The following is a 22,602-nucleotide window of genomic DNA, read 5'->3' on the forward strand; positions in this document are numbered from 1 at the left end:
TGTTTGGCCGGTCGGGTGGGCCATGCAGGGGACGCTGCAAGTACGTCCATGTAAGCTCGATGGCGCCATCCATGGCGCCAACGCCCCTGCATGGCCCACCCGACCGGCCTCTGACAGTTTCCGTGCGCGTCCAGCCACGGAAAAGAAAAAGAAAAGCAAAAGCGGACCGCTTCGCTGCGCTCGCTCGTCTGTGTCGACCAAGGTCGACACCTACCAAGCGCGGAGCACATCCGATCCAAGGTCAATCCCAAGGCCACCGGCCAACTGTCGAAGGCGGGGTGGCTCAGGTTGAGGGGGCGTGAGCGCCATGGATGGCGCGATCGAGGCTACAGGGACGTACTTGCGCCGTCCCCCGCAACCTGAGCCACCCCGCCATCCCACGGATAGCCAGCTTTTGACGTTGACGTTGCTTCGGCTTCGGCTTCGGCTTCGGCGGGTGCAGGGCGCAGCCCTGCAAAGCAAACCCCACCCTCAGTAACGCGGCCGGCCTTCTTCCAGCACCTGGCGCAGGAACGGCACGGTGATCCGCCGCTTCGCCGCCAGCGACTCCCGGTCCAGCCAGTCCAGCAGCGTGATCAACCCACCCAGCTCGCGCCCCGTGTGCGACAGCAGCCACTCGATCGCAGCTTCATCAATGGCCAAGCCGCGACGCAGCGCGCGTTCGCGCAGCACCGCCGCACGGCCTTCCTCATCCAGCGGCTGCAGCAGCACGCGCACGCACTGGCCCAGCCGCGAACGCAGGTCAGGCAGCACCAGGCCCAGTTCTTCCGGCGCCTTCTGCGCCGTGTACAGCACGGTCACGCCCGCAGCGCGCGCGCGGTTGTGGAAATCGAACAGCGCGATCTCGTCCTCGCGGTTGCCAGCCACTTCGTCCAGACCGTCCAGCGCCACCAGCTCGCGCGCCTCCAGCCCATCCAACGCCGCGCGTACGCGGCCGGCGGCGCTGGCCAGCGGTACGTAGGTCGGCAGCCGCCCGGCCTGCTCGGCGCTGGAGCACATCGCCAGTGCCTGGTGGGTCTTGCCTGTGCCCGCCGCCCCTTCCAGATAGACCCAATCGTGGCTGGCACCCACCGCGATCGCGCGCAGCTGCGCCAGCGCGCCGTCCGGCGCGCCGATGAAGGTCTCCAGGCGCTGGTCCCGCGGGTAATGCAGGGCCAGCGGCAGTTGCGGCACACCCATCACTTCAGGTCGGGGCCCTTGTCGTTCGGAATGATGATATGGGGGGCATCGACCACGCCATCAAGCACGATCGCCGGCTTCTCACCCACGTACAGCTCGCTCTGGCGATAACGCTGGTGCGCGTAGCGCAGCAGCACGTTGGTCACCGCTGCCACCGGCAGCGCCAGCAGCATGCCGAGGAAGCCGAACAGCTGGCCGCCGGCCATCACCGCAAAGATCACCGCCACCGGGTGCAGGCCGATCTTGTCGCCGACAATGCGCGGGGTCAGCACGTAGCTTTCCAGCAGCTGGCCCACGGTGAACACCACGCCGACCAGTATCAGCAGCTTCAGATCGAAGCCCTGTGCCTGCACCAGCGCCGCCACGATCGCCATCAGGATGCCGGTGGTCGCGCCCAGGTAGGGAATGAAGCTGATCAGGCCGGCAATCAGGCCGATCAGCAGACCCAGCTTGAGGCCGACCAGCGACAGGCCACCGGCATAGATCACGCCCAGCGCCAACATCACCAGGAACTGGCCGCGGATGAACGCACCCAGCACCTCGTTGGACTCACGCGCCAACGCGCTGATGGTGCCGATCTGGTTGCGCGGAATCACCGACGCCACCCGCTCGACCAGCTTGTCCCAGTCACGCAGGAAGTAGAAGGCCAGGATCGGCAGCAGCAGGATGTTGACCACCCAGGTCACCATCGCAAAGCCCGAACGCGAGACATAGCCCATGAACGTGGTGGCGAAGCCGCCAGCCTGCTGCCAGTGGCTGCGCACCCATTCGATCAGGCGGTCCGGGTCCAGCCACTGCATCACTTCCAGGCCGGTCTTCTGCTCGAACCAGGGAATGCCCTTTTCCATCAGCCACGCCTGTGCCTGCGGCGCGACCGCAATCAGGGTGGTGATCTGGCGCTCGATCATCGGCACCAGCACCAGCAGCAGCGCCACGATCACCAGCACCATCGCCGCGAACACCAGCACCACGCCGGTCATGCGCGAGCGGCCGGTGGCCTCGATGCGATCCACCAGCGGATCGCCCAGCCAGGCCAGCGCCAGCGCCAGCACGAACGGGGTCAGGATCGGCGCCAGCAACCACACCACCCAGCCGATCAGGCCGGCGAACAGGATGTACTTCAGGCGGCGCAGGAACTGCGCGATTTCCGCTTCCGGGGTCAGGTTCATCGCAGGCGGTACTCGTTGCTGACCGGCGCAGCGACCGGGGCACCGGTGGTGTCGTCGATCGGCGCCGGCAGGGCCGGCAGCGGTGCGCTCGGCACCAGCACGCCGTTGTCGCCCAGCATGCGGTTGAAGCCGGCCAGGCCGGTGGTCATCTCCAGGCTCAGCTCCAGCTGGCCGGCCGAAGCGTGCAGCGGGGTGACGTTGCGCACCACCGGCACCTCACGCAGGCCGGCAGCCAGGCGCAGGTAGTCGTCGGCACTGTTGATGCCGGTGACCACCACCCGATAGGTGCCGGCCTGGCCGACAGCCGCGCCCGCCTTGGCATAGCGCTTGACCAGCGCATCGGCGGCACCATCGGCACCGGCGGCCATCGCGCGCATGGCGTTGGCGTCCTTGCTGGTCCACTTGTTCAGCTCACGGCCGTTGTCGACGAACACCCAGTCCGCCTGCCAGCCGCCGTTGGCGCGGTAAAGCTTGCCGATCAGCTGCATCGGCGGCGAATAGCGCGAAGAGGCACGGGCCACGGCGGCACTGTCCTGGCGCCAGATGGCACCGGCCAGCGCCTGTTCGGCGGCACCACCGCTGGGCAGGCCCAGCTTGTAGCCACGCTCGATGGCGCGGTTCAGCAACGGGCGGGCGGCGTTGGCCTGCTGCACGCTGACCAGGCGCGGACCGCTGCCGTCATCGACGGCCAGCCACAGCACCGGCTTCGGCCGCGGCTGCGGCCACAGCGGCAGGCCCAGCGCCGACACCAGCGAATCGACATCGTCCTCGCGGAAGCGGGCCACCAGCAGGGTACGGAAGCTGGGGGCGCCACTGGCGCTCACGCTCTGGTCCTGCTTGTAGTCGTAGCTGGCCACGTAATCCTTGGCATTGCGCAGCGCCTGCGCCACGCCAGGGCGCGACATCACGCTGCGATCGCCGGACAACTTGCCCAGTACAACGCTCAAGGCGCGGGCCAGGGCGCCGTTGCGGTCGGCTTCGGCCTGGCTGTTGACGGGCACTTCGGCCTCGTACGCGCCAGTGGCGGTGGCAACATCACCCTCGGTGCGCAGGCCGCTCTGGGCCATCGTGGCCACCGGCAGGCTCAGCGCAAGGAGCAGGGTCAGAATCAGGCTGCGGCGCATCAGGACATCCATTGGCTCGACGTATCCGGGGGAATTGTTGCCCGAATACGGACTTTGCGCCAATGCGGCCTGTTAAAATCGCCCGTTCAACCCCTGCCAGCGCCGACGCCCGTGACCAACACCCCGTCTTCCGCCCCCTCCCCCCTCACCTACCGTGACGCGGGTGTCGACATCGACGCCGGCAACGCGCTGGTCGAGCGGATCAAGCCCCTGGTCAAGCGCAGCTTCCGCCCGGAAGTAATGGGCGGCCTGGGTGGCTTCGGCGCCCTGTTCGACCTGTCCAACAAGTACCGCGAGCCGGTGCTGGTGTCGGGTACCGACGGCGTGGGCACCAAGCTGAAGCTGGCCCACCAGCTGAACCGCCACGATACGATCGGCATCGATCTGGTCGCGATGTGCGTGAACGACGTACTGGTGCAGGGTGCCGAACCGCTGTTCTTCCTGGACTACTTCGCCACCGGCAAGCTGGACATCGACACCGCTGCGGCGGTCGTGGGCGGCATCGCCAACGGCTGCACCGAGGCCGGCTGCGCGCTGATCGGCGGCGAAACCGCTGAAATGCCCGACATGTATGCCCCGGGCGAGTACGACCTGGCCGGCTTCACCGTCGCCGCGGTCGAGAAGAGCGAGCTGAAGGACGGCGCCAGCGTGGCTGCCGGCGACGTGCTGATCGGCATCGCCTCGTCCGGCCCGCACTCCAACGGCTACTCGCTGGTGCGCCGGATCTACGACCGCGCCGGCCGCCCGGCCGAGCTGGAGCTGGAAGGCGGCGTGAAGCTGGTCGATGCGCTGATGGCGCCGACCCGCCTGTACGTCAAGCCGATCCTGTCGCTGCTGAAGTCGCACGGCGCGGCCATCCACGGCATGGCCCACATCACCGGTGGCGGCCTGACCGAGAACATCATCCGCGTGGTGCCCGACGGCCTCGGCCTGGACATCCAGGCCTCGTCCTGGACCCTGCCGCCGGTGTTCCAGTGGCTGCAGAAGGAAGGCGCGGTAGCCGACAGCGAGATGTGGCGCACCTTCAACTGCGGCATTGGCTTCGTGCTGATCGTGGCGCCGGACCAGGTGGCCGCGGTATCCGATGCGGTCAAGGCGCAGGGCCTGGAGCACTGGACCATCGGCCAGGTGGTCACCGCCGAGGGCGCCGAGCGCGTCCACATCGGCTGATCCCGACAACCCAGGAGCCCGCATGGACGCAACGCCCCCCTTGTCCCCCGCCCCCGTGCCGCCGCCGCTGGCGACGGTACCGGTGTTCAGCGCGCAGGATGCCGACCATCTGCGCATGCTGGCCATCGCGCACTACGTGGTCGGCGGCCTGATCGTGCTGTTCTCGTTGATCTTCATCATCCACATCGTGCTGGGCATCACCGCGCTCACCGGCAACCTGCCGATGAATTCCGGCGGCCAGCCGTCGTCGCCGGCCGAGCAGCGCCTGTTCGGCTGGATGTTCACCCTCATCGGTTGCGTCGCCGTATTCGGTGGCGTCACCCTGGGCGCGTTCGTCGCCTATGCCGGCCGCTGCCTGGCCCAGAGACGCCGCTACCTGCTGTGCCTGATCGCGGCCGGCCTGGCCTGCCTGTTCACCCCCATCGGCACGGTGCTGGGGGTGTTCAGCCTGATCACCCTGCTGCGCCCGCAGGTAAAGGCCGCCTTCGACCTTCCCGCCACGCCCGCATGACCGCCTCCGGCAATCCGCCGCCGCTGCCGCATCAGACCCTGGCGCAGCTGCAGCTGACCAGCCATCTGCAGACGCTGAAAGTGCTGTTCTACGCGTTGGCCGGCTTCCATTGGTTCGCCACAGTGGCGTTCCTTGGCCTCAGCGGATGGGTGGCCCACTCGCGCGGGCTGGACGATGCCTGGATGCTGACCACGGTCTATGCGTCCATCGCCGTGCTGGCGGCCGTGCTGGGGTTCGTGCAGTTGTATACCGCGCGCCAGCTGTCACATCGCACCGGGCTGGCCTGGTGCCGGCGCGCGGCCTGGCTGGGCGTACTGGCCGGCCCACTGGGCATGGCCTTGGCCGCCTATGCCTGGGTGTTCCTGTCCAAACCTGACATGGCCGCGCTGTTCGACCGCGGCGACCACCTCAGTGTCTGAACCTGCCGGCAGACGCCCCGTCCTTTCCTGATCGATTTCCCATGTCCGCGCCTGCCCTCCCGACGTCCGCTTCGCCCACCACCCACCGTTTCTCGGGCCCCAAGAAGCTGGCCTTTGCCGTCGTGCTGGCGGTGTTCGCAATCAGCTGGGTCCACCCGCTGTGGCCCACCGAACAGGCCCTGCACAGCACCCTGACCGTGATCGGGCTGGCCGCGCTGCTGTGGGTCGACCGTCGCGGCGGCTGGCTGGGCAATGGTGCCTTCATCGCGATCTGCGGCTTCATCGCCCTGCACTGCGTGGCCGCGCGCTGGCTGTATTCCAACGTGCCCTACGACGCCTGGGCGCAGACACTGACCGGCTGGTCGCCGAATGCGGCCTTCGGCTGGCAGCGCAACCATTTCGACCGCCTCATCCACTTCCTGTTCGGCGTCTGCTTCACTCCTGCGCTGCTGCAGCTTGCCCGTCATGCGTGGCCGGCGCTGCGCCTGGGCCAGGCCTTCACCCTGGCGCTGATGACGGTGATGTGTGCCAGCCTGGTCTACGAATGGTTCGAGTGGGCCATCGCGCTTGCCCTGTCGCCGGATGCCGCCGAGGCCTACAACGGGCAGCAGGGCGACATGTGGGACGCGCACGCCGACATGCTGATGGCCACCCTCGGCAGCCTGCTGATCTGGCCGCTGATCCGCCGGAGCGCCCAGCAGTGACCGCGACCACCCGCATTGCCGTGCTCGCCTCTGGTCGCGGCAGCAACCTGCAGGCCATCCTCGATGCCGTTGCCGACGGCCGCCTGTCCGCCGAGGTGGTCGGCGTGTTTTCCGACCGCCCCGCCGCAGAGGCCCTGCAGCGCGTCGCACCGAACCTGCGCTGGGCGCATGCACCGAAGTCCTTCAGCGACCGCGCCAGCTACGAGCAGGCGCTCGGCGATGCGCTGGCCGCAGTACAACCGGACTGGATCGTCTGCGCCGGCTACATGCGCATCCTCGGCGCGGCCTTCGTACAGCGCTTCAATGGCCGGCTGGTCAACATCCATCCATCGCTGCTGCCGCTGCACAAGGGCCTGGACACCCACGCACGGGCGCTGCAGGCTGGCGACGCCGAGCACGGTGCCAGCGTCCATCTGGTCGTGCCCGAGCTGGATGCGGGCGCCGTGCTGGCGCAGGTGCGGGTGCCGGTGCTGCCCGGCGATGACGCCGACAGCCTGGCCGCGCGCGTGCTGGCGGTGGAGCATCCGCTGCTGATCGCCACCCTGCAGCTGTTGTGCGCCGGCCGCCTGGCTGAACGGGAGGGCCAGCCGCAACTGGACGGTCACCCCCTGTTTAGCCCGTTGGCCCTAGATTCCGCCGGGAACCTGAACCGGTAGTCCCCATGCACACGCCCTGCTGACTGCGGGGCTGGCATCCTGCCCCCTCCTGCGGTCCCTGTCCTCCATGAAGACCACGACCCTGCTGTCCACTCCATTGCTGTTGTCGCTTGCCGTGTTCCCCGGCGTGGGCTGGGGCCAGGCACAGGCGCCCGCCACCCCGCCGGCACCGGTGCCCGCAGCGCAGCCGCCAGCCGATGCGCCTGCCGTACCGATGCCACCGGCACTGGCTTGGGAGCCACCGCCGCTGCAACCATTCAGCGCCACCTACCAGGCCTTCTACAAGGGCAAGGAAGCGGGCGATGCCAGCATGCAGGTCACCCACACCGGCGGCAGCCAGTGGCGGGTGGACATGCAGGTGGTCGGCCGCCGCGGCTTTGCCAGCGTGCTGGGCCTGAACATCGAACAGAGCACAGTGTTCGAGGAGCGCAGCGGCGTGTATGCGCCGCTCAGCCAGAGCACGGTGCGCAAGGGCCTGTTCCTGGGCAAGAAGGCGGTCGGCACCTACAACTGGCAGGCCGGCACCGCGCAATGGACCGGTGACGTCAAGAAGGACCGCGCGCAACCGATCCCGCTGCAGGCAGGCGACCAGAGCGCGCTGCTGATCAACCTGGCGATCATGCGCGATGCGCGTCCAGGCGCCTCCATGCATTACCGCTACGTGGACATGGGCAAGGTCCGCGAACACGACTACCAGGCCGCGCCGCAGACCGAGAACGTCGAGGTCGGCGACCTGTCCTACAACGCACTGCGGGTCTACCGGACCAACGGTGGCAGAAACGAAACCATTCTCTGGATCGCCAACGGTGTCCCCACCCCGGTGCGCATCCTGCAACGCGAAGACGGCGAAGACCGCGTCGATCTGCGCCTGATCGAATACCAAGGAGTCTGAGCATGAATACCCTGACCCGCCCCCTCACCTGGATCGCAGCCGCTGCTCTGACCGTGGCCAGCCTGCCGGCCATGGCGCTGGAACCGTTCAAGGCCGATTACCTGGCCAGCTACATGGGCATGCAGGCCAACGGCACCATGACCCTGGCCAGCGAAGGCAGCAACAAGTGGCGCTACAGCCTGCAGGTGAAGAACCAGCTGGCCGACCTCAGCCAGAGCACGGTGTTCGAGGAAGTGCGTGGCCAGCTGCGCCCGCTCAGCAGCCAGGACCGTTCGGCGCTGCTGGTGAAGAAGCGCAACGTGCAGGCCAACTACAACTGGACCAGCAACCAGGCCACCTGGACCGGCGACATCAAGCCGGATCGCGCTGGCCCGATTGCGCTGAAAGCCGGTGACATGGACGCGCTGCTGATCAACCTGGCGATCGCCCGTGACCTGGCGGCGGGCAAGCCGCTGACCTATCGCATGGTCGACGAAGGCCGCATCAAGAACATGACGTACCGTGTGATCGGCAAGGAATCGATCACCGTGGGCGGCAAGAGCTACGAGGCCACCAAGGTCTCGCGCGCCGACGGCAACAAGGAGCTGATCGCCTGGATCGTGCCGGAATTCCCGGTGCCGGCGCGCATGCTGCAGCGTGAGAGCGGCCGCGATGCGCTGGACCTGACCATCAAGGCGATGAACTGACCAGAGATCCACGCCATGCGTGGATGGGTGTATCCCCAAGAAAACGCCCGCTTTCGCGGGCGTTCTCTTATTTCTTCGCTTCAGCCGGTTTCTGTTCCTCGGCCGGCTTGAACTCGGTCCGGCAGTCCACGCGGATCTGCTCACCGGTGCTGCGCCAGACGAAGGTGCGGCAATGACGGTTGCCGTCCTGGCTGTCGTTCACTGCGACCGCATAGAACGACTCGATGATTTCATCACGCGAGACCGTGCCATCGCCGTTCCAGTCCATGTCCTTCTGCTCGATGCCCTGGGTGATGGCGATGTTGGCGTACCAGGCATAGCCCAGCCACGCCAGCACGATCAGCACCAGGGCCAGCAGCGCCTTGCGACGCGGGCTGAACTTGCCGCGCAGGATCATGGCACGCGCCGGATGGTGGCGCCGAGCGAAGACAGCTTCTCTTCGATGTTCTCGTAGCCACGATCAAGGTGGTAGATACGGTCGATGGTGGTATCGCCGCTGGCCATCAGGCCGGCCAGGATCAGCGAGGCCGAGGCGCGCAGGTCGGTGGCCATCACCGGTGCGCCGCTCAGGTGCTCGTTGCCACGCACGATGGCAGTGTGTCCTTCGACCTGGATGTCCGCGCCCAGGCGCAGCAGTTCGTTGACGTGCATGAAACGGTTCTCGAAGATCGTTTCGTTGATCACGCCCACGCCGTCGGCCACGCAGTTGAGCGCCATGAACTGCGCCTGCATGTCGGTCGGGAACGCCGGGTACGGCGCGGTGGTCAGGTTGACCGCCTTCGGCCGCTTGCCCTGCATGTCCAGGGTGATGGTGTCGTCGGTGGTCTCGATCTTCGCACCGGCTTCGACCAGCTTGGACAGCACCGCGTCCATGGTGTTCGGCCGCGCACGGTTGACCGTGACCTTGCCGCCGGTCATCGCCGCGGCCACCAGGAAGGTACCGGTCTCGATGCGGTCGGGCAGCACTTCATGGCGGCCGCCGGACAGGCGCTCGACGCCTTCGATCACCAGGCGGGCAGTGCCCAGGCCTTCGATCTTCGCGCCCAGCGCGATCAGGCAGTGCGCCAGATCGGTCACTTCCGGTTCCATCGCGCAGTTGTCGAGGATGGTGGTGCCTTCGGCCAGCACCGCGCCCATCAGCACGTTCTCGGTGCCGGTGACGCTGACCATGTCGAAGGTGAAGTGGCCCCCCTTCAGGCGCTTGGCGGTGGCCTTGATGAAGCCGTTCTCGACCACGATGTCCGCACCCAGCGCCTGCAGGCCCTTGATGTGCTGGTCGACCGGACGCGAACCGATGGCGCAGCCACCGGGCAGCGACACTTCGGCCGCGCCGAAGCGGGCCAGCAGCGGGCCCAGCACCAGGATCGAGGCGCGCATGGTCTTGACCAGCTCATACGGTGCCACGTGCTGGTTGACGGTACGCGGGTCGACCACGATCGCGCTGCCGCGCGACAGCGTGCCCTGGTCGATGGTGACCTTGGCGCCGAGTTCGCCCAGCAGCTTCACCGTGGTGACCACGTCGTGCAGGTGCGGCACGTTGGTGATCTCCACCGGCGCATCGGCCAGCAGGGTCGCGCAGAGGATGGGGAGGACGGCGTTCTTCGCGCCGGAGATGCTCACTTCACCGTGCAGCGCAGCGCCGCCGGTCACAACGATCTTGGCCATGTATTCGGGATCTTCTGCGGTTCAGCCGGCTTCGGCCGGGGTCACGGTTTTCAGCGCCAGCGCGTGGATCGCGCCGCCCATCAGGTCGCCCAGCGTGGCATACACCATGCGGTGGCGGGCCAGCGGCATCTTGCCGGCGAAGGCCTCGCAGACCACGGTCGCTTCGAAATGCACGCCATCGTCGCCCTGCACGTCGGCGCGGGCGCCGGGCAGGCCGGTTTCGATCAGATTGCGGATGGTGTCGGCGTCCAACGGGCTTTCCTAATAAAATGTGCCTCCATTCTACTTCCGCTGCGTGGCGTCCGCATGGCCGAATCCCTGTTGCCCCCCCGTTCCGTCGACCCTGCCGGCCTGGTCGCCAGCGGCCGCCGCGTCTTCGAGATCGAGCGGCAGGCGCTGGACGCCGTGGCCGACCGCCTTGGCGAGGCGTTCCAGCAGGCCTGCCAGGCGATCCTGGGCAGCCGCGGGCGCGTGGTCGCCACCGGCATGGGCAAGTCCGGGCACATCGCCCGCAAGATCGCCGCCACCCTGGCCTCGACCGGCACACCCGCCTTCTATGTGCACCCGGGCGAAGCCGGCCACGGCGACCTGGGCATGATCACCGAGGACGACGTGGTGCTGGCCCTGTCCTATTCGGGCGAGTCAGACGAGGTGCTGATGCTGCTGCCGGTGCTCAAGCGCCAGGGCAACGTGCTGATTTCCATGACCGGGCGCCCACAGTCCAGCCTGGCCACCGCCGCCGACATCCACTTGGACGTGAGCGTGCCGGCCGAGGCCTGCCCGCTGGCGCTGGCGCCGACCTCCAGCACCACCGCCTCGCTGGCGATGGGCGACGCGCTGGCCGTGGCCCTGCTCGACGCACGCGGCTTCACCGCCGACGATTTCGCCCGTTCACACCCGGCCGGCAGCCTCGGCCGCCGCCTGCTGCTGCACATCACCGACGTGATGCACACCGGCGACGACCTGCCCAGCGTGGGCGCCGACGCCAGCCTCAGTGAAGCGCTGATGGAGATGAGCCGCAAACGGCTGGGCATGACCGCCGTGGTCGATGCCGGCGGCGTGCTGATCGGCCTGTTCACCGACGGCGACCTGCGCCGCGCGCTGGACAGCGCGCTGGACGTGCGCACCGCGAAGATCGCCGATGTGATGACGCGCAACCCACGCACCATCGGCGCCGACCAGCTGGCGGTGGAGGCGGCCCGGCTGATGGAGACCCACAAGATCACCGGCCTGATCGTGGTCGACGGCCAAGGCCGCGCGGTCGGTGCCCTGAACATTCATGACCTGTTGCGGGCCCGGGTGGTTTAACCGACAGTCCGTAGACCCCATTCAGTCTGTACTGCCCCACCCGAACCCACTGAGCCTGCCGCCCTGATGCCCTGGTCCCCCCTGCCCGCCTTCCCCGCCCACCTGCATGCCGCCGCGGCCCGTATCCGCCTGGCCTGCTTCGACGTGGACGGCACCCTCACCGACGGTCGGCTGTACTACGACAAGGACGGCAACGAGAGCAAGGCGTACTTCGTGCAGGATGGCCTGGGCCTGAAACTGCTGCAGCAGCACGGTATCCACCCCGTACTGATTACCGCGCGCAACAGCCAGTCCGCGCTCAAGCGCGGCGCCGACCTCGGCATCGATACCCAGATCGCCGTGGGCGACAAGCTGGCCAGCGTGCAGGCGCTGTGTGCGCAGCACGGCATCGGCCTGGAACAGGCGGCGTTCATGGGCGATGACCTGCCCGATCTGGCGCCGCTGGGCGCAGTCGGCCTGGCGGTGGCCCCGGCCAACGCCCATCCGTGGATCGCCGAGCGCGTGCACTGGCAGACCCGCGCCGAGGGCGGACAGGGCGCCGCTCGCGAGCTGTGCGACATCCTGCTGGCCGCGCAGGGGCATGTGGACGCCGTACTGGCGAGGTTCGGCGCATGAACCTGCCCACCCTCAACTGGCGCACCCTGCTCGGCATCGGCCTGCTGCTGGCGGCCCTGCTCAGCAGCTGGGCTGCACTGCGCAACCGCGACAAGGGGCCAGCCAGTGGCGGCCAGGAGGTCGGCGTGGATTACATCCTGCATGACTTCCAGATCGTCGCCCTGGATGAGCACGGCAAGGAATCGACCACGCTGCGTGCGCCGCTGCTGGAGCGCCAGCGCGGTGACCAGACCATCAACATCGCCACGCCGTTGTTCGAGATGCCGGACAAGGATGGCAAGCACTGGACCCTGCGTGCCGAGACCGGCTGGCTCAGCGCCAAGGGCGACGAGATGAAGCTGCGCGGCAATGTCGCCGGCGACAGCCCGGCCGGCCCCGGCACGGTGCCGACCACCTTCCGCACCGACCATCTGGACGTGTTCCCGAAGGAAAACCGCGCCCGCACCGACGCCCTGGTGACCATGACCCGCCCGGGCATGGAACAGTCCGGCGTCGGCTTCGAAGTGGATTCGAAGAACAACACGTATCATTTCCTCAGCCAGTCCAAGGGCCGCTACACGCCCAAACGCTGATTCCGCCGCCAGCCTGCGACGTCTCCGGACAGGCGCAAGGCCGGCAGCCCCACCCGCCCGCCCCCGGTCCACCCGGGAGGCCCCCACCGGTAGAACGGACCCCGATGAAGATTCCCTTTGCCGCCGTACTCGCGCTTGGTCTTCTTGTCCCCAGCGCCGCCTTCGCCAAGTCCACCGACCGCAACGAAGACATGCACATCGATTCCGGCGCCCAGTCGGGCATGCTCACCGGCGACGGCAAGACCGTGCTGTCGCAGGGCGTGATCATCACCCAGGGCACGCTGGACCTGCGCTCGTCCGAGGCCGAGATCTACCTCAAGGACGGCGAAGCGGTGCGTGTGGTGTTCACCGGCAAGCAGGCCAAGATGAAGCAGCAGCTCGATGATGGCACCTGGATGGACGCGCTGGCCGATCGCATCGACTACGACATCAAGACCGAGATCATCACCCTGACCGGCAACTACAAGGTCACCAGCGCGCGCGGCACCAATGCCGGCCAGCGCATGGTCTACAACACCCGTACCGGCGAAATGAACTCCGGTGGTGACGGCAGCCGCGTGCGCACCGTCATCCCGCCGAAGAACAAGACCCCGGCCGCCCCTGCGGCACAGCCCAAGGCCACCACGCCGGCACAGCCGGCCGGGAGCAGGAAGTAATGCTCGTCGCCAAGGGCCTGCGCAAGAAGTACAAGCAGCGCGAAGTCGTCAAGGACTTCGGGCTGACCCTCGACGCCGGTGAAGTGGTCGGCCTGCTCGGCCCCAACGGCGCCGGCAAGACCACCTGCTTCTACATGATCGTCGGCCTGGTTGCGGCTGACGCCGGCAGCATCGTGCTTGATGGCAAGGACATCACCGGCGACCCGATGTATACCCGCGCCAAACAGGGCGTGGGTTACCTGCCGCAGGAGCCGTCGGTGTTCCGCAAGCTGACCGTGGCCGACAACATCCGCTTGGTGCTGGAGCTGCGCGAGGGCCTGGATTCGGCTGGCCGCGAGCGTGAATTGAACAGCCTGCTCGACGAACTGCAGCTGGGCCACGTTGCCGACCAGCTCGGCGCCAGCCTGTCCGGTGGCGAACGTCGCCGCTGCGAGATCGCCCGTGCACTGGCCGCGCAGCCGCGCCTGATCCTGCTCGACGAACCGTTCGCCGGCGTCGACCCGATTTCCGTCGGCGAGATCCAGCGCATCGTCACCCATCTCAAGCAGCGTGGCATCGGCGTGCTGATCACCGACCACAACGTGCGCGAGACCTTGGGTATCTGCGACCGCGCGTATATCCTCGCCGAGGGCAGCGTGCTGGCCCAGGGTTCGCCGGAAGCGATCCTGGACAACGCCGACGTACGTCGCGTCTACCTCGGGGATTCCTTCAAGCTGTGAAGCAGTCGCCGGGTCCCTTTCTTTCCTTTCGGCACAGGCATGAAGACTCGGCTGCAGACATCGTTGGGACAGCAACTGGTGCTCACGCCCCAGTTGCAGCAGGCGATCAAGCTGCTGCAGATGTCCACCACCGAGCTGGAGCTGGAGATCGCCCAGGCGGTGGAAAGCAATCCGCTGCTGGACTGGGCCGACAGCAGTGACAGCAGCAGCGCGAGCAACGAAGGCAGCGATGGCAACGACGGTGACGCCCCGGCAGAACGTACCGATACCGGTGACGACTGGACACCGTCCGAACTGGACTGGAGCGCGGCCGGCAGCGGCGGCAGCTTCGACGATGACGACGACAACGGCAGCGCCGCCGAGCGCGTAGCCGAAACCGAAACACTGGCCGACCATCTGCTGTGGCAGCTGCATCTGTCGCATCTGTCCTCGCGTGATCGCAGTATCGGTGCCGCACTGATCGATGCGCTGGACGACGACGGTTACCTGCGCGAGCCGCTGGCCACCATCGCCGAAACCCTGTTGCCGGCGATCCACGCCGACGAGGACGAGATCCTCGCCGTGCTGCATCGCATCCAGCGTTTCGATCCGGTGGGTGTGGCTGCACGCACGCTGGGCGAATGCCTGCTGCTGCAGCTGGATGTGCTGGCCAGCGACACGCCCGGCCTGGTGCTGGCGCGACAGATTGCCGCAGGGCCCTTGGAACGGTTGCCGCGCAGCGGCGTCGCCGGGCTTGCCCATGAACTGAAACAGCCCCTGGACGAGGTCGAGACGGCAGTCACCCTGCTGCGCTCGCTGGACCCGCGCCCGGGCACGCAGATCGCACCGCTGTCGCAGGACACCTATGTGGTGCCGGACGTGGTGGTGTGGCGGCAGAACGGCGTGTGGCGCGCCGCGCTGGCCACGCATGCCGGGCCGAAGGTGGTGATCCACCGCGGCTACGAACAGTTGATCCGACGCTGTGGCGACGCCGATGCCGGCTACCTGCGTGCCCAACTGCAGGAAGCACGCTGGCTGCTGAAAGGGCTGCAGCAGCGTGGCGAAACGCTGCTGCGCGTCGTGCGCAGCCTGATCCTGCAGCAGGCCGGCTTCCTTGAATTCGGCGAGCAGGCGCTGCGTCCACTGACCCTGCGCGAGATCGCCACCGAGCTCGGCCTGCACGAATCCACGATCTCGCGCGCGATCGCCCGCAAGCACGTGCGTACCCCGCGCGGCACCCTGCCGCTGCGCGCCTTTTTCGCCTCGGGCATCGATACCGAGGGCGGTGGCGAGGCGTCCAGCACGGCCATCCAGGCGATGATCCGGCGCCTGATCGACGACGAGAACCCGCGCAAGCCGCTTTCTGACGCCAAGCTGGCTGACCTGCTCAAATCGTCGGGAATTCCAGTAGCGCGACGCACCGTGGCGAAGTATCGTGAAGCCATGAACATTTCCGCCTCGCACGAAAGGGTCAGAATCGCTTGACGCGCCGCCGCGCCCGGCGGAGAGGTTCATTGGCACATCCGAACACAGGAGAAACCCGATGCGCATCGAAACGTTTGGCAAAGATGTCGAAGTCACCCCGGCCCTGCAGTCCTATGTAGAGGAGAAGCTGGCCCGGATCGGCAAACACTTCGACCAGCACTGCGAAGCGCGGGTGACCCTCAAGCTGCAGAAGACCGAACACCACGTCGACGCCAGCCTCAACATTCCCGGCCAGACCCTGCACGCCGAGGCCAATGCCCAGACCATGTATGCCGCGATCGACCTGCTTGCGGACAAGCTTGACCGTCTGGTGATCAAGCACAAGGAGAAAAAACAGCAGCACGCACCGCTGCCGGTGGGCGACAATGGTGGCTGATCGCCACCGTTCCCCGCAGACATGCCCCTGACTGACCTCCTGGCGGCCGTGCAGACCCAGCTCTGCACGGCCACCGACCGCGACAGCGTCCTGCAGGCCGCCGCCGGGTTGCTGGCCTGCCGCCAGGCCAACGCCGAACAGATCTATCTGAACCTGTGCCAGCGCGAAGCGCTGGGCAGCACCGCGATCGGTCACGGCATCGCCATTCCCCACGGCCGCGCGCCAACCCTGGACCGCCCCCGCGGCGCCCTGCTGCGGTTGGCCACCCCGGTCGACTTCGGTGGCGACGAGCCGGTGGACCTGGTGTTCGCCATGGCCGTCCCCGCCCACTACACCCACCAGCATCTGATGCTGCTGTCCGAGCTGGCCGAGCTGTTTTCGGCGCCCGACATCCGCCAGGCCCTGCGCGAAGCCGGCGATGCCCGGGCGCTGCGCGAGGCGCTGGACATGACCCCACCTGCGAGTGCCGCATGAATACCAGCATCACCGCCCGTGAACTGTTCGAACAGCAGCGCGAGCGGCTGGGGCTGCGCTGGGCTGCCGGCAAGTCCGGCGAGAAGCGCGAGCTGGAGGCCGGCAACACAGTCTCGCGGCGTCCGTCGCTGGCCGGCTACCTAAATGCGATTTACCCCAACAAGGTGCAGATCCTGGGTACCGAGGAACTGTCCTGGCTGGATGCACTGGAACCGCGCCAGCGTTGGGAGACCATCGAAAAGATCATGCAGTCGCACCCGCTGGCGCTGGTGCTGACCCGCAACCAGGCCTGCCCGGAAGACCTGCGCGCCGCTGCTGACGAATCCGGCACGCCGCTGTGGCTGTCGCCCAAGCGCGGCCACGAACTGCTGAACCATCTGTCCTACCACCTGGCGCGTACGCTGGCGCCGCGGGTGATCCTGCATGGCGTGTTCATGGAGATCTACTCCATCGGCGTGCTGATCACCGGTGAGGCCGGATCGGGCAAGAGCGAGCTGGCGCTGGAGCTGCTCAGCCGCGGCCACCGCCTGGTCGCCGACGATGCCCCCGAATTCACCCAGATCGCACCCGACGTGCTTGATGGCACCTGCCCCGAACTGCTGCAGGACCTGCTGGAAGTGCGCGGCCTGGGCGTGCTGAACGTGCGCGAGATGTTCGGCGACACGGCTGTAAAGAAGAACAAGTACCTTCGGCTGATCGTCCACCTGACCAAGCCGATGACCGAACCCACCCCGCATGGCTACGAGCGCCTGACCGGCGACTCGGGCACCCGCCATGTGCTGGACCTGGATGTACCGCTGATCACCCTGCCGGTGATGCCCGGCCGCAACCTGGCCGTGCTGACCGAGGCCGCGACCCGCCTGCACATCCTGCGCACCAAGGGCATCGACCCGGCGGCCATGTTCATCGCCCGCCACAGCAACCTGCTGGAACGGCGAACACCCTGATTCCCCTGTCCTTCGAAGAGCCTGTCCATGAGCACCGTCACCCCCTCCGCCCCGACCCTGATCATCGTCAGCGGCCTGTCCGGCTCGGGTAAATCCGTCGCCCTGAAGACCTTCGAGGACCAGGACTACTACTGCTCGGACAACCTGCCGATCAATCTGCTGCCCGACTTCGTGCGCAGCCTGCTGGCCAACCACGACGGCAGCGCACCACGCCGCCTGGCAGTGGGCATCGACGTGCGCGGCCAGGCCGACCTGAGCCAGCTGGGCGACTGGCGGCAGCTGGCCACCGATGCCGGCGTGGAAGTGAAGGTGCTGTTCTTCGAGGCCAGCGACGAGGCCGTGCTCAAACGCTACGCCGACACCCGCCGCCGCCATCCACTGAGCCAGCTGGGCCTGTCGCTTCCCGAAGCGATCGCGCGTGAGCGTGAATTGACCGCACCGCTGCGCCGCGAGGCCGATGCGGTGATCGATACCAGCAATCTCAACGTGCATCAGCTGCGGCGGCGGATCATCACCGAGTTCACGATGGACCATGCCACCGGCCTGTCGCTGCTGTTCGAATCGTTCGCCTACAAGCGCGGCGTGCCGGCCGAGGCTGACTTCGTGTTCGATGCGCGGGTGCTGCCCAATCCACACTGGGACCCTGATCTGCGTGCGCTGAGTGGCCGCGAACCGGGCGTGCGCGACTACCTGGAAGCGCAGCCGGACGTGCAGCGCTACCTGACCCAGCTGATGGATTTCCTCGATACCTGGCTGCCGAAGCTGGGTGATGGCACCCGCAGCTATGTGACCGTGGCCTTCGGCTGCACCGGCGGCAAGCACCGTTCGGTGTTCCTGGCCGAGCGCCTGGCCCGGCATGCCCGCGAGATGGGCTGGGAAGACGTGGCGACCTACCACCGCGAACAGGATTGAGGGGTGCGGCCGGGCTGCGCCCGGCACCCGCCGAGGCCACCGCAACAGCCAAAGCAAAAGCCGGCATTCCGTGGGAGGGCGAGGCGGTGTGGGCAGGCATGACACGCCGTAAACCCGTCCCTGGGGGCTCGATGGCGCCATCCATGGCGCCAACGGTCCTGCCCACCCACACCGCCCCACCTCTGACAGATTCCGTGTGCTGTTGGTAGGTGTCGACCTTGGTCGACACTGCAGATCCATGCCATGCGTGGATGAGTCCCGGTCAGGCATCGAAAAACGGATGGGGTCGGATCCTTTTCCAACGCAAATGGGCTCCGACCCGAGCAACGCTGAATACGGGACACAGTGCCCCTCATCTGCTGCTATCGCCAATTCACCTTGACCTGTTAACGTGCAGTAATGACCTGTGGCATTCTCCTCGTAACACATCCCGGGGTCGGGACCGCCCTGCTTGACGTGGCGACCCGGCTCCTGCGGCAATTGCCGCTGAAAACCGAAGCTTTCGAAGTACCGTTCGACGCAGACCTGGACGCCCTGCTCCCGCTCGCCTCGGCCGCTCTGCGGCGGGTCGACAGTGGTAACGGCGTGCTGATCCTGACCGACCTGTACGGCGCCAGCCCCGCCAACCTTGCCGGGCAGCTGGCCCGGCTGGGGACCCCGGTTCGCCGGGTGTCGGCGCTGAGCCTGCCGATGTTGCTGCGGGTGATGAATTATCCGGAACAGGGACTGGATCAACTGCCCGCCACAGCCGCGGCGGGTACCCGTAATGGAGCGATAGTCGACGATGCTTGAACGAGAACTCACCGTGAGCAACCGCCTGGGCCTGCACGCCCGGGCCACCGCCAAGCTGGTGCAGACCCTGGCGCCGTTCCGCTGCAACGTGACCATGGCCGCCAAGGGCCGTGAGATCAACGCCAAGAGCATCATGGGCGTGATGCTGCTGGCCGCCGGCCAGGGCACCCCGGTCACGGTGCGCATCAACGGCGAGGACGAAGCCGCCGCGATGGAAGCGGTGGTCGGCCTGTTCGAACGCCGCTTCGACGAGGACAGCTGAGCGTGCCGCGCGCGCGCGCCGGCCAGGTCCCTTCCGGCCAGCGGCCGGTACAGCTGCTGGCTGGGCACGGTGCTGCCCGTGGCGCGGCGATGGGCCGGGCGCGGGTGCGCCTGCCACATGCGCTGGAAGTGGCCGAGCAGCGCGTCGCCGCCCATCAGATCGAGGCCGAGCTGGCCTGCCTGCACCGCGCGGTGGACGCCGCGCGCACGGAAATGCACGAACTGCGCCAGCGCCTGCATGGCGCCCTGAACCAGGAAGTGGGCGAGTTCCTCGACCTGCATGCCCTGCTTCTGGACGATCCCGAGCTGTTGTTCGGGCTGGACGAGCTGATCCGCAGCGGCCCGTACAGCGCTGGCTATGCGTTGCGCCTGCAGCGTGACCGCCTGGCCAAGGTCTTCGATGGCATGGACGATGCCTATCTGAAGAGCCGCATGGACGACCTCGACCATGTGATCGGCCGCATCCACGCCTTCCTGCAGCCCGAACGGCCGCCGGTGATGAAGGGCCTGGCTGGGGAGATCCTGGTCTGCGACAACATCGCTCCGTCCGAGCTGGCGCAGCTGCAGGCACAGGGCGTGGTCGGCATCGTCACCGCCGCCGGCAGCGCGCTGTCGCACAGCGCGATCCTGGCGCGCAGCCTGCACCTGCCCTTGATCGTAAACGTGCCGCAGCTGCTCAGCCGCATCGCCGATGGCGACGTGCTGATCATCGATGGCGCCGACGGCAGCATCACCGCTAACCCGCAGGCCGACAACCTGCGCGACTACCGCGCACGCTTGAAAGAACATGCGCGCGAGCAGCGCGAACTCGGCCGACTGCGCAGCAAGCCCAGCCGTACCCGCGACCAGGTCGACATCGCCCTGCTGGCCAATGCCGAATCGCTGGAGGACGTCACCCAGGCGCATGCGCTGGGCGCGCAGGGACTGGGCCTGTACCGCACCGAATTCCTGTTCCTGCAGCGCAACGAGCTGCCGGACGAAGAAGAACAGTTCCAGACCTACCGCGATGCCGCGTTGGGCATGAGCGGGCGACCGGTCACCATCCGCACGCTCGATCTGGGCGCGGACAAGGCCGATCGCACCGGCCTGACCCTGAGCAACGAAGAGAACCCGGCATTGGGCCTGCGCGGCGTACGCCTGTCGCTGGCACGGCCCAAGGTGGCCGACACCCAGCTGCGCGCGATCCTGCGCGCCTCGGCCTACGGCAAGCTGCGCGTGCTGGTGCCGATGGTCAGCACCCGCGAGGAACTGCTGGCGGTGCGCCGACGCATGCTCAAGCTGACCGAACAGCTGCGCAGCGAAGGCCACATGGTGTCCGACCATGTGCCGCTGGGGGCGATGATCGAGGTGCCCGCTGCGGCGTTGGCGCTGGAGAGCTTCATCGACCTGGTCGACTTCCTGTCGATCGGCACCAATGACCTGGTGCAGTACCTGCTGGCGGCCGATCGCAACAACGAGGCACTGGGCGAGCTGTATTCGCCGCTGCATCCGGCCGTGCTGCGGTTGCTGCAGATGGTGATCGAGACCGGCGCGCGGCATCGCATTCCGGTGGCGGTCTGCGGTGAGATGGCCGGTGATGCACGGATGACTCCGCTGCTGCTGGCGCTGGGCCTGAGCGAATTCAGCCTGCACCCCGGCACACTGCTGGAGGTGCGCCGCGCGATCCGCGAGGCCGACCTGGCCGCGCTGCGCGCGCGCGCACCGAAGCTGCTGGCCGCGCGCGACCGTCGCGCCATCGAGCGCTGGCTGGTGCTGGTGGCGGATACGCCCTGAGCGCCAAGGGTAGTGCCGGCCGCTGGCCGGCACTACCACCACCCGGCGGCTATGCGTTGAAACATCCCCTTGCGATAATGACGCGCTGAACACCCCTGTTGCCGCATCCTTGCCGGGATCGCGGCTTTTCTTATCCCGCGGGAGCTGCGATGGCTGAAGCTGTACGCCACGACAAGACTGCGCGCCAACTGCGGATGCTGTCCGACGCACTGGACAGCGGTCGGCTGGGCCCGGTGCGCCGCCTGGTCAACACCCTGGCCCCGGCCGAGATCGGCAACCTGCTCGAATCGCTGCCGCCGGGCAAGCGCGAGGTGGTCTGGGGCCTGGTCGATCCGGAAGATGACGGTGAGGTGCTGGTCCACGTCGGCGACGACGTGCGCGAGAGCCTGCTCGCGGACATGGACCCGGACGAGATCATCGCCGCGGTCGAAGACCTGGACATCGACGATCTGGCCGACCTGGTCGAGGATCTGCCGGACACGGTCATCGACGAAGTCCTCAAGTCGATGGACCGCGAGAACCGCGAGCGCCTGGAGCAGGTGCTGTCCTACCCCGAGGACAGCGCCGGCCGCCTGATGAACCCGGACGTGGTGACCGTGCGCGCCGACGTCAACGTTGACGTGGTGCTGCGCTACCTGCGCCTGCGTGGCGAACTACCCGACCACACCGACCACCTGTTCGTGGTCAGCCGGCGCCATCAATACCTCGGCCGGGTGTCGCTGGCGGCACTGGTGACCCACGAGGACACCACCCCGATCAACCGCCTGATCGACGACGAGCAACCGGCGATCGATGTTGGCGAAAGCGACCAGGAAGTCGCCCGCCAGTTCTCCGACCATGACTGGATCTCCGCGCCGGTGGTGGACGACAACAACATCCTGGTCGGCCGCATCACCATCGATGACGTGGTCGACATCATCCGTGGACAGGCCGAGCACCAGGCGCTGGGCGCCGCCGGCCTGGACGAGGACGAGGATCTGTTCAGCCCGGTCTGGCGCGCCATGCGCCGCCGCCTGATGTGGCTGTCGGTCAATCTGTGCACGGCATTCCTGGCGTCCAGCGTGGTCGGCCACTTCGAGGGCACCATCGACAAGCTGGTGGCGCTGGCGGTGCTGATGCCGATCGTTGCGGGCCTCGGTGGCAACGCCGGCACCCAGGTGCTGGCGCTGATGGTGCGCGGCCTGGCGCTGGGCCAAGTGGGCGCCTCCAACGCGCGCACGCTGCTGTGGAAGGAAGTGCGGGTGGCCTTGTTGAACGGCGTGATGCTGGGCTCGGTACTGGGCCTGATCGTACTGGCCTGGTTCCATTCACCCGGACTGTCGGCGGTGATCGCCATCGCGCTGACCTGCAACCTGCTGTTCGCTGCGTTGGCCGGCGTGCTGGTGCCGTTGACGCTGAAACGCTTCGGCTTCGACCCGGCGCTGGCCAGCGGCATCTTCCTGACCGCCGTGACCGACTCGATGGGCTTCTTCACCTTCCTCGGCCTGGCCACCCTGGTACTGCTGCACTGACCGCATCAAGGATCGGGCCCCGCCATGCGGGGCCCGGACCCCACTCA

At 67.5% G+C, this 22,602-nt stretch carries 27 protein-coding genes; 21 read left to right on the forward strand and 6 right to left on the reverse strand.

The features are described from left to right. Positions 1–471: 471 nt before the first annotated feature. From hda to V3B46_RS06380, 3 genes are read right to left on the reverse strand one after another with little or no spacing between them, the layout of a single operon-like run. Positions 472–1,179, reverse strand: coding sequence for a DnaA regulatory inactivator Hda (gene hda / locus V3B46_RS06370; protein ID WP_106467287.1), 708 nt, complete (start codon positions 1,177–1,179; stop codon positions 472–474). Then, positions 1,179–2,348 carry an AI-2E family transporter gene (locus V3B46_RS06375; protein ID WP_329891432.1) on the reverse strand — a complete coding sequence of 390 codons (1,170 nt, stop codon included), beginning with the start codon at positions 2,346–2,348 and terminating at the stop codon, positions 1,179–1,181. Before V3B46_RS06375 ends, hda begins: the two co-directional genes overlap by 1 nt. Then, positions 2,345–3,484, reverse strand: a complete 1,140-nt coding sequence (locus V3B46_RS06380) for a DUF2066 domain-containing protein (RefSeq protein WP_329891433.1) — start codon at positions 3,482–3,484, stop codon at positions 2,345–2,347. Before V3B46_RS06380 ends, V3B46_RS06375 begins: the two co-directional genes overlap by 4 nt. Before the next feature lie 99 nt (positions 3,485–3,583). Here V3B46_RS06380 and purM point away from each other — a divergent pair, with 99 nt between their 5' ends. The 7 genes from purM (at position 3,584) to V3B46_RS06415 (ending at position 8,510) form a co-directional block, all read left to right on the forward strand. After that, on the forward strand, positions 3,584–4,642 hold the full coding sequence (gene purM / locus V3B46_RS06385) for a phosphoribosylformylglycinamidine cyclo-ligase (RefSeq protein ID WP_197611351.1): 1,059 nt from the start codon (positions 3,584–3,586) through the stop codon (positions 4,640–4,642). A gap of 22 nt (positions 4,643–4,664) precedes the next feature. Further along, positions 4,665–5,153: a hypothetical protein gene (locus tag V3B46_RS06390; protein ID WP_110711436.1), complete on the forward strand. Its 489-nt coding sequence runs from the start codon at positions 4,665–4,667 to the stop codon at positions 5,151–5,153. After that, positions 5,150–5,572, forward strand: coding sequence for a hypothetical protein (locus tag V3B46_RS06395; RefSeq protein WP_032130364.1), 423 nt, complete (start codon positions 5,150–5,152; stop codon positions 5,570–5,572). Before V3B46_RS06390 ends, V3B46_RS06395 begins: the two co-directional genes overlap by 4 nt. Positions 5,573–5,613: 41 nt before the next feature. Continuing rightward, complete coding sequence (locus tag V3B46_RS06400; protein WP_154262589.1) at positions 5,614–6,276, forward strand: DUF2238 domain-containing protein; 663 nt, start codon at positions 5,614–5,616, stop codon at positions 6,274–6,276. Then, positions 6,273–6,932, forward strand: coding sequence for a phosphoribosylglycinamide formyltransferase (gene purN / locus V3B46_RS06405; RefSeq protein WP_329891434.1), 660 nt, complete (start codon positions 6,273–6,275; stop codon positions 6,930–6,932). The genes V3B46_RS06400 and purN overlap by 4 nt, the downstream gene beginning before the upstream one ends. A gap of 67 nt (positions 6,933–6,999) precedes the next feature. Next, positions 7,000–7,824 carry a DUF3108 domain-containing protein gene (locus V3B46_RS06410; RefSeq protein WP_329891435.1) on the forward strand — a complete coding sequence of 275 codons (825 nt, stop codon included), beginning with the start codon at positions 7,000–7,002 and terminating at the stop codon, positions 7,822–7,824. Between the two features lie 2 nt (positions 7,825–7,826). Next, a complete protein-coding gene (locus V3B46_RS06415; RefSeq protein WP_010483632.1) occupies positions 7,827–8,510 on the forward strand; it encodes a DUF3108 domain-containing protein in 684 nt (227 codons plus the stop codon). Positions 8,511–8,577: 67 nt separating this feature from the next. On the opposite strand, the gene V3B46_RS06420 is transcribed toward V3B46_RS06415, so the two are convergent. The 3 genes from V3B46_RS06420 to V3B46_RS06430 are packed head-to-tail and all read right to left on the reverse strand — an operon-like array spanning position 8,578 to position 10,427. Continuing rightward, entirely contained in the window at positions 8,578–8,907 is a 330-nt protein-coding gene (locus tag V3B46_RS06420; RefSeq protein ID WP_032130368.1) for a hypothetical protein, read from the reverse strand. Next, positions 8,904–10,175: a UDP-N-acetylglucosamine 1-carboxyvinyltransferase gene (gene murA, locus V3B46_RS06425; protein WP_329891436.1), complete on the reverse strand. Its 1,272-nt coding sequence runs from the start codon at positions 10,173–10,175 to the stop codon at positions 8,904–8,906. The genes V3B46_RS06420 and murA overlap by 4 nt, the downstream gene beginning before the upstream one ends. A 21-nt stretch (positions 10,176–10,196) precedes the next feature. After that, positions 10,197–10,427 carry a BolA family protein gene (locus tag V3B46_RS06430; RefSeq protein ID WP_005408396.1) on the reverse strand — a complete coding sequence of 77 codons (231 nt, stop codon included), beginning with the start codon at positions 10,425–10,427 and terminating at the stop codon, positions 10,197–10,199. Positions 10,428–10,481: 54 nt separating this feature from the next. Between V3B46_RS06430 and V3B46_RS06435 the strand changes: the two genes are divergently transcribed. From V3B46_RS06435 to mgtE, 14 genes are all read left to right on the forward strand, one after another. After that, entirely contained in the window at positions 10,482–11,483 is a 1,002-nt protein-coding gene (locus V3B46_RS06435; protein ID WP_100437453.1) for a KpsF/GutQ family sugar-phosphate isomerase, read from the forward strand. 66 nt (positions 11,484–11,549) lie between these two features. Beyond that, complete coding sequence (locus tag V3B46_RS06440) at positions 11,550–12,098, forward strand: KdsC family phosphatase (RefSeq protein WP_154262579.1); 549 nt, start codon at positions 11,550–11,552, stop codon at positions 12,096–12,098. Continuing rightward, on the forward strand, positions 12,095–12,670 hold the full coding sequence (gene lptC / locus V3B46_RS06445) for an LPS export ABC transporter periplasmic protein LptC (protein ID WP_329891437.1): 576 nt from the start codon (positions 12,095–12,097) through the stop codon (positions 12,668–12,670). The genes V3B46_RS06440 and lptC overlap by 4 nt, the downstream gene beginning before the upstream one ends. A gap of 104 nt (positions 12,671–12,774) precedes the next feature. Continuing rightward, complete coding sequence (gene lptA / locus V3B46_RS06450; RefSeq protein WP_005408392.1) at positions 12,775–13,326, forward strand: lipopolysaccharide transport periplasmic protein LptA; 552 nt, start codon at positions 12,775–12,777, stop codon at positions 13,324–13,326. Next, on the forward strand, positions 13,326–14,045 hold the full coding sequence (lptB, locus tag V3B46_RS06455) for an LPS export ABC transporter ATP-binding protein (protein ID WP_049400688.1): 720 nt from the start codon (positions 13,326–13,328) through the stop codon (positions 14,043–14,045). Before lptA ends, lptB begins: the two co-directional genes overlap by 1 nt. Positions 14,046–14,084: 39 nt before the next feature. Next, positions 14,085–15,509 carry an RNA polymerase factor sigma-54 gene (locus tag V3B46_RS06460; RefSeq protein WP_154262576.1) on the forward strand — a complete coding sequence of 475 codons (1,425 nt, stop codon included), beginning with the start codon at positions 14,085–14,087 and terminating at the stop codon, positions 15,507–15,509. A gap of 58 nt (positions 15,510–15,567) precedes the next feature. Continuing rightward, positions 15,568–15,885, forward strand: a complete 318-nt coding sequence (gene hpf, locus V3B46_RS06465) for a ribosome hibernation-promoting factor, HPF/YfiA family (RefSeq protein WP_004147311.1) — start codon at positions 15,568–15,570, stop codon at positions 15,883–15,885. Positions 15,886–15,906: 21 nt separating this feature from the next. Continuing rightward, positions 15,907–16,359, forward strand: a complete 453-nt coding sequence (locus tag V3B46_RS06470; RefSeq protein ID WP_032130191.1) for a PTS sugar transporter subunit IIA — start codon at positions 15,907–15,909, stop codon at positions 16,357–16,359. Further along, on the forward strand, positions 16,356–17,306 hold the full coding sequence (gene hprK / locus V3B46_RS06475; RefSeq protein WP_005408388.1) for an HPr(Ser) kinase/phosphatase: 951 nt from the start codon (positions 16,356–16,358) through the stop codon (positions 17,304–17,306). Before V3B46_RS06470 ends, hprK begins: the two co-directional genes overlap by 4 nt. A gap of 27 nt (positions 17,307–17,333) precedes the next feature. Continuing rightward, complete coding sequence (rapZ, locus tag V3B46_RS06480) at positions 17,334–18,218, forward strand: RNase adapter RapZ (protein ID WP_032130190.1); 885 nt, start codon at positions 17,334–17,336, stop codon at positions 18,216–18,218. 399 nt (positions 18,219–18,617) lie between these two features. After that, the gene (locus tag V3B46_RS06485; RefSeq protein WP_154262575.1) at positions 18,618–19,010 is read left to right on the forward strand and encodes a PTS sugar transporter subunit IIA; all 393 of its coding nucleotides are present in this window, start codon (positions 18,618–18,620) and stop codon (positions 19,008–19,010) included. Continuing rightward, positions 19,003–19,272, forward strand: coding sequence for an HPr family phosphocarrier protein (locus tag V3B46_RS06490; protein WP_005408385.1), 270 nt, complete (start codon positions 19,003–19,005; stop codon positions 19,270–19,272). The genes V3B46_RS06485 and V3B46_RS06490 overlap by 8 nt, the downstream gene beginning before the upstream one ends. Positions 19,273–19,274: 2 nt before the next feature. Next, on the forward strand, positions 19,275–21,044 hold the full coding sequence (ptsP, locus tag V3B46_RS06495; RefSeq protein WP_154262574.1) for a phosphoenolpyruvate--protein phosphotransferase: 1,770 nt from the start codon (positions 19,275–19,277) through the stop codon (positions 21,042–21,044). A 149-nt stretch (positions 21,045–21,193) separates the two neighbouring features. Next, positions 21,194–22,555, forward strand: a complete 1,362-nt coding sequence (gene mgtE / locus V3B46_RS06500; RefSeq protein WP_010483662.1) for a magnesium transporter — start codon at positions 21,194–21,196, stop codon at positions 22,553–22,555. Positions 22,556–22,602: the final 47 nt, after the last annotated feature.

The sequence above is a fragment of the Stenotrophomonas sp. SMYL11 genome, assembly GCF_036320005.1.
Lineage (GTDB): Bacteria > Pseudomonadota > Gammaproteobacteria > Xanthomonadales > Xanthomonadaceae > Stenotrophomonas > Stenotrophomonas maltophilia_A.